The sequence below is a fragment of the Kitasatospora sp. NPDC085464 genome (assembly GCF_044541955.1).
Classification (GTDB): Bacteria; Actinomycetota; Actinomycetes; order Streptomycetales; family Streptomycetaceae; genus Kitasatospora.
The window spans coordinates 1-6958 of the sequence record NZ_JBITTM010000103.1; the positions used below are offsets into that span (position 1 = coordinate 1).

The 6958-nt window shown below is 72.4% G+C and carries 5 protein-coding genes; all 5 read left to right on the forward strand.

The window, feature by feature from the left end:
* Nucleotides 1-318, forward strand: a 318-nt coding sequence (locus ACIGG8_RS42550; protein ID WP_396553949.1) for a potassium-transporting ATPase subunit C, incomplete at its 5' end; no start/stop codon positions are given.
* A 128-nt stretch (nucleotides 319-446) separates the two neighbouring features.
* Nucleotides 447-3029, forward strand: a complete 2583-nt coding sequence (locus ACIGG8_RS42555) for an ATP-binding protein (RefSeq protein WP_396553950.1) — start codon at nucleotides 447-449, stop codon at nucleotides 3027-3029.
* Nucleotides 3026-3709: a response regulator gene (locus tag ACIGG8_RS42560; protein WP_396553951.1), complete on the forward strand. Its 684-nt coding sequence runs from the start codon at nucleotides 3026-3028 to the stop codon at nucleotides 3707-3709. Before ACIGG8_RS42555 ends, ACIGG8_RS42560 begins: the two co-directional genes overlap by 4 nt.
* 309 nt (nucleotides 3710-4018) lie before the next feature.
* Complete coding sequence (locus ACIGG8_RS42565) at nucleotides 4019-5488, forward strand: hypothetical protein (RefSeq protein ID WP_396553952.1); 1470 nt, start codon at nucleotides 4019-4021, stop codon at nucleotides 5486-5488.
* A gap of 271 nt (nucleotides 5489-5759) precedes the next feature.
* On the forward strand, nucleotides 5760-6958 hold a 1199-nt coding region (locus ACIGG8_RS42570), incomplete at its 3' end, for a cation:proton antiporter (protein ID WP_396553953.1).

The following is a 6958-nucleotide window of genomic DNA, read 5'->3' on the forward strand; positions in this document are numbered from 1 at the left end:
TCCAACCAGGGCCCGAACAGCGACGACCTGCTGAAGGCCGTCAACGACCGCCGCGCCGCCGTCGCCGCGTTCGACGGCGTCGACCCGGCGAGCGTGCCCGCCGACGCGCTGACCGCCTCCGGCTCCGGCCTCGACCCGCACATCTCCGTGGCCTACGCCAAGGAGCAGGTCAACCGGGTCGCCAAGGCCCGCAACCTGCCGGCCGACAAGCTGAACCAGCTGGTCGACAAGTACACCGAAGGCCGCTCGGCCGGCTTCCTCGGGCAGGACGGCGTGAACGTCGTGCTGCTCAACAAGGCGCTCAGCGAGCAGAAGTGATGACACTCCATCGATCTGCCGAGTGACCAGACCGACCCGGGTACGGGGGGCACGCCCCCGCGCCCGGGTCGGTCGCCCATGTCTGCGCACCACCAACCTGCCAGCCACACAAGGAAAGAGCAGCGCCCATGGCTCGCGACCTCGCCCCCGGCACCGTGCACCGCCGCGGCCGGCTGAGGGTCTATCTCGGCTCGGCCCCCGGGGTCGGCAAGACCTACCGGATGCTGGACGAGGCCCACCGCCGACAGGACCGTGGCGCGGAGGTGGTGGTCGGGTTCATCGAGTGTCACGGGCGGAGGTTCACCGAAGGGCTGGTGGACGGGCTTGAGGTGATGCCGCGCACCAGACGGACCTACCGGGACGCCGAGTTCGAGGAGATGGACCTCGACGCGGTGCTCGCCCGCCGCCCGTCCGTCGTCCTGGTCGACGAACTGGCGCACACCAACATCCCCGGCGGCCGGCACGCCAAGCGCTGGCAGGACGTCGAGGAACTGCTCGCCGCCGGGATCGACGTCATCACCACCGTCAACATCCAGCACCTGGAATCGCTGAACGACGTCGTCCAGAAGATCACCGGCATCCCCCAGCGCGAGACCGTCCCGGACGAGGTGGTCCGCCGGGCCGACCAGATCGAACTCGTCGACATGGCCCCGCAGGCGCTACGCCGCCGGATGGCCCACGGCAACGTCTACAAGGCGGAGAAGGTGGACGCCGCGCTCTCGAACTACTTCCGGGTCGGCAACCTCACCGCCCTGCGCGAACTCGCCCTGCTCTGGGTCGCCGGACGGGTCGACGAGGGACTGCGCGACTACCGGGCCAGCCACAACATCGACCGGGTCTGGGAGACCCGCGAACGCGTCGTGGTCGCCCTCACCGGCGGCCCCGAGGGCGAGACCCTGATCCGCCGCGCCGCCCGGATCGCCGACCGCACCGCCGGCGGCGACCTGCTGGCCGTCCACGTCACCCGCAGCGACGGCCTGGCCGGCGCCTCCTCCGGCGCGCTCGCCCAGCAACGGCAACTGGTCGAGGACCTCGGCGGCAGCTACCACGTGGTCGTCGGCGACGACATCCCCACCGCGCTGCTCGCCTTCGCCCGCGCCCACGACGCCACCCAGCTGGTCCTCGGCACCAGCCGCCGCGGCCGGATCAACCGCTTCCTCACCGGCCCCGGCACCGGGCAGACCACCGTGGACGCCTCCGAGGACATCGACGTCCACATGGTCACCCACGAGTTCACCGGCCGCGGCCGACTGCCCGCGCTCGGCCGCCGCCACTCCAGGCGCCGCACCATCGCCGGCTACGCGGCGGGCCTGATCGTTCCCCTGCTGCTCACCGTCGCGCTGTCGCCGTTCCGTAGCACACTCAACCTGACCACGGACGCGCTGATCTTCCAACTCGGTGTCGTAGCCGTGGCGTTGCTGGGGGGTGCGCTGTCCGCCTTGCTGGCCGCGGTCATCGCCTCGGTGCTGCTGAACTACTTCTTCATCCCGCCCCTCCACACCCTGACCATCGACGAGGCCAACAACATCGTCGCCCTGGTGGTCTTCGCCACCGTCGCGCTGACCGTCTCCACCGTGGTCGACCACGCCGGCCGGCTCACCAGCCGGGCCGCCCGGGCCACCGCCGAGGCCGAGACCCTCTCCACCCTGGCCGGCAGCGTGCTGCGCGGCGCCGACGCCCTGCCCGCCCTGCTGGAGAAGTCCCGGACGGCCTTCGGGATGGACTCCGTCGCCCTGCTCGACAGCCTCACGGGAGAGACCATCGCGCGCAGTGATGCCGAGACGGACGGAGACGTCGAGACCGGAAGCCCGGAGGAGGCCACCGAGGTGGCCGTCGGAGAGCGGGCCGTCCTGGTGCTCACCGGCCGCCGGCTGCCCGCCGCCGACCAGCGCGTCCTCACCGCCTTCGCCGCCCACGTCGCCGCCGCCCTGGAACGCGACCGGCTCGCCGTGGTCGCCGCCGAGGTCGAGCCCATCAAGGCCGCCGACCGGATGCGCACCGCCCTGCTCGCCGCCGTCAGCCACGACCTGCGCACCCCGCTCGCCGCCGCCCGCGCCTCGGTCGGCTCGCTGCGCAGCCCCGACGTCGAGTTCTCGCCCGAGGACCAGGCCGAACTCCTCGCCACCGCCGACGAATCACTCGTCAAGCTCACCCGCCTGGTCGACAACCTGCTCGACATGAGCCGCCTCCAGGCCGGCGCGCTCACCCTCCACATGGCGCCCACCCTGCTGGAAGACGTCCTGATGTGTGCCGTGGACTCGCTGACCGACCCGTACGCGCCCGTCCAGCCGCTGGACCTGGACACCGCCCCGGCGGTGCTCGCCGACCCGCCCCTGCTGGAGCGCGTGCTCGCCAACGTGATCACCAACGCGCTGCGCCACAACGCCCCCGGCGCGCCCGTCCTGGTCACCGCCAGCCACCACGCCGACCAGGTCGAGATCCGGGTGATCGACCGCGGCCCCGGCATCGCCCCCGAGGACCGCGACCGGGTCTTCCTGCCCTTCCAGCGCCTCGGCGACACCGACAACACCACCGGCGTCGGCCTCGGCCTCGCCCTCTCCCGCGGCCTCGTCGAGGCCATGGGCGGCGGCCTGGAGGTCGAGGACACCCCCGGCGGCGGCACCACCATGCTCCTCACCCTGCCGGCAGCACCGGAGACTCGGACCGGGGAACCCGGCATCGCCCTGCTGGAGAGGAGCGCGGACCGGTGAGCCACATCCTCGTCGTCGACGACGAACCGGCACTGCTGCGCACCCTGCGGATCAACCTCCAGGCCCGGCACTACTCGGTGCTCACCGCGGCCACCGGCCAGGAAGCCCTGGACTCGGCGGGCCAAGCGCCACCCGACGCCATCGTCCTGGACCTCGGCCTGCCGGACTTCGACGGCGTGGACGTGATCCACGGCGTCCGCTCCACGCTGACCGTGCCGATCATCGTACTGACCGGCCGGGCCGACATCGAGGACAAGCTCCGCGCGTTCGACGCGGGCGCGGACGACTACCTGACCAAGCCCTTCAACGTGGACGAACTCCTCGCCCGGCTGCGGGCCGTTCTGCGCAGGCCGCTGGGCGGCGTCCCGTCGGCGCCCGAGCCCACGACACGGATCGGACCGTGCGAGGTCGACCTCGGCGCGGGTACGGTCACCGGCCCGGCCGGCCCGGTCCGACTGACCCCGACCGAGTGGAAGATCCTCGCCCTGCTGTTGGCCAATCCGGGCCGACTGGTACCCGGAAAGCAGATCCTGACCGAGGTCTGGGGCCCGGACGCGGAGGGCAACGGCAACTACCTGAGGGTCTACTTCTCCAGCATGCGGCGAAAGCTCGAACCGAACCCGGGCCGTCCGCGCCATCTGATCACGGAACCCGGGATCGGCTACCGGTTCCAGCCGTGAACGCGTTCCGGTCGCCCACCCGGAGGGATCTTGCGCCAATGCCTCGTCAAGATGATCCCCGGCGGCATCAAGGACTCGTCAGGACGGTCGGACGGCTGTTCGGGCGCACCTAGTGTGAGCTGCGAGGAAACGGTTCGCTGCCCGGGCGTGGGGCCTGGCGGCGAACCGTTTGCCGAACCCCGACCCCGGCGGGTTCCTCCGGGACAGGTTCGGCGGCCAGTGAGAAACAGGGGGAGGGGGCGCGCGGCGATGCCAACGGGAACGTCGGGCGGTACGGCTGTCATGGGGACAACGCTCGCGTCGGAGACGGTGCGACAGGAGACAGCCGCACCGCCTCCCGGGTCGCGCTCCCCCCGCCCCTGGCTCGGCCGCTCCTGGCGCAGCCGGGACTGGTGGAACACCCCGCGCCTGGTGCGCGGGCTCACCGGCCTCTGCCTCGCGGCGCTGCTGGCCGCCGGAGCGGCGACCGGCGCCGTCCTGGACGGGGCCCGGGAGGGCACGGACGTCATCGGACACCAGGCCGCCCCGCAGGTGGTGCGTTCGGCCGACCTGTACTTCGCGCTCAACGACATGGACGCCCAGGCTGCCAATCTGCTGCTGTTCGGCGCCGACCCGGACTACACGGTGCTGCGCAAGGAGACCCTGGACACCTACGAACAGCGGCGCGCCCAGGCCGACACCGACCTGCAGCGGGTCGCGGAGGCGGTGGCGGGCGACCAGGCCGGGCAGCGGGCCGTGCAGACCGTCATCGGTGAACTCGGCGGCTACGAGGCCCTGGTGGCCCGCGCCCAGCTGCTGGAGGACCAGGCCCACGCCCCGGCCGGCCGCCCGTCGGCGGACGCCCTCGCGGCCTACCGGGAGGCCACCGACCTGCTGCGCCAGCGTCTGCTGCCTGCCGTCGACGACGTGACCAAGGCCAATGCGGCGGTGGTCGAGCACAACTACGCGGACCAGCGTGACGCCCTGGCCGGCGGCTGGTGGTGGATCCTGCTCACCGGTCTGGTCGGGCTGGGTGCGCTCGGGCTGCTGCAGCGGGTGCTCGCCGTGCGCTTCCGACGGCTGGTGAACGTTCCGCTGGCCGTCACGAGTCTGCTCGCCCTCGCGGGCCTGGTCACCGCGCTGACGCTGACCTCCCGGGCGGACCACCACCTGGTGGTCGCCAAGAGCAACTCCTTCGACTCGGTGATCGCCCTCAGCAGGGCCCGCGCGGTGGCGTACGACCTCAACGCGGACGAGAGCCGATATCTGACCGACCCCGCCCGGGCGGCCGCCTACGAACAGAGCTTCCTCGACAAGACCCAGTCCTTCGCCCGGATCGACGGCGCGACCCTCACCACGTACAACGACCGACTCTCCGCGCTCGCGGACAAGCACCGGGCCGACCACGGCCAGGTCGGCTTCGGCGGGTACCTCGGCGACGAGCTGCGCAACATCACCTTCGCGGGGGAGCAGGACGCGGCGGAGCGGGTGCTGGCCGCATTCCAGCAGTACCAGCGGGACGACCGGAGGATTCGGGAGCTGAACGCCCAGGGCAAGCTCAAGGAGGCCGTCACCTTCAATACGGGCCTCAATCCGGGCCAGTCCAATGCCGACTTCGGCGTGCTCAGCGCCGCGCTCGAGGACAACCAGGCGATCAACCAGCGCGCCTTCGAGGGGGCGGTCGCCGACGGCGACGACGACCTCGACGCCACCACCGCGGGCCTCGGTACGGTGGCCCTGGCGGTGGCACTCGCCCTGACCGTGCTGGGGGTGCGGCCGCGCCTGCGCGAGTTCGCGTGACCGGGCACAGTCGCCGCGCCTCGGCTCACCGTCGTGCACTGCCCGCCGTCGGTGGGGCGCCGGGAGTGACTGTCGGCACGGCGTGAGCAGTGATTGTCACGCCCTGTCCATGCCGTGCGCGCCGACGTCCAATGGTTTCCGCCCCTGCCACGCCCCGCTAATGCTCCGATAAGATGACCACAGGTGTGCCGGGAAGACTGGTCGGCGCGGGGGATGACTGCGGCGGTCGGCGGCGGTGACCCCGGTTCTCGCGATGGGGTCCTTTCCACCGATGCACGTTGTGGCGATCGTTCTCGTCCTGGTGGTCCTGGCCACGGCCGTGGCCACTTTCGCCGGGCGCTTGCGGGTGCCGGCGCCGTCACTGCTGGTCCTCGCGGGCATCGGGGTGGCCCTGATACCCGGCGTCCCCGCGCTGCACGTCCCGCCGCAGATCATCGGCATGGTGGTTCTGCCCCCGCTCCTGTACGCCTCCGCCGAGGAACTGTCGCTGCGCGACCTGCGGACGGTCTGGCGGCCGGTGACCATCCTGTCCTTCGGGCTGGTCTTCGCCTCCGCCGCCGCCGTCGGCTTCACCGCCGTCGCCGTCGCCGGCCTGCCGCCCGCGATGGCCTTCGTCCTCGGCGCCGTCCTGTCCAGCACCGACCCGGTGGCCGTCACCGCGCTCGGCCGCCGCCTGGCCCTGCCGGGCCGGCTCCAGGTGCTGGTGCAGGCGGAGAGCCTGTTCAACGACGCCACCTCGCTCGTCCTGTTCAAGGTCGCCGTCGGCATCGCGGTGGCCGTCGGCGCCTCGGTCAGCCTGCCGGGGGCGGCCGGGGAGTTCCTGCTGCTCGGCGGGGGCGGCAGCGTGGTCGGCGCCGCCGTCGCGGGCCTCGTGTGGCTGGTGCGACGCCGCACCACCGACCCGGTGCTGGAGACGGTCATCGCGCTGGTCACCCCGTACGCGGCGTACGTGCTCGCGGAGTCCGCGCACACCTCCGGCGTCACCTCGGTGGTGGTCGCCGGCGTGCTGCTCGGGCGCTCCGGCCACCGGCTCACCGACGCGCACATCCGGCTGCAGCTGCACGCCGTGTACGCGGTGGTGGTCTTCCTGCTGGAGAGCGTCGTCTTCTCCATCGTCGGCCTCGAACTGCCCACCCTGGTCCGCGACCTGCCCGCCGGAACCGGCTGGTGGCCCCTGCAGGCCCTCGTGCTCGCCGCCGTACTGATCGCCGTACGCGTCCTCTCCACCATGCCGCTGACCCGCGCCGTCAAGCCCAGCCCACGCCGCGGAGGGCTGTCCTGGCGGGTCGCCGGGGTGGTCACCTGGGCCGGAACCCGCGGCGTCATGCCGCTCGCCGCCGCACTGTCCATCCCCCTGCTCGCCGACGACGGCACCAAGCTCACCGGACGACCCCTGGTCCTGGTGCTCACCACCGCCGTCGTCGTCTTCACCCTCGTCGTCCAGGGCCTCACCCTCGCCGCCGTCGTCAA

Bases quoted from the DNA above. Each gene is read 5' to 3' on its own strand.
- ACIGG8_RS42555 (WP_396553950.1), top strand. From the start codon at position 447: ATGGCTCGCGACCTCGCCCCCGGCACCGTGCACCGCCGCGGCCGGCTG.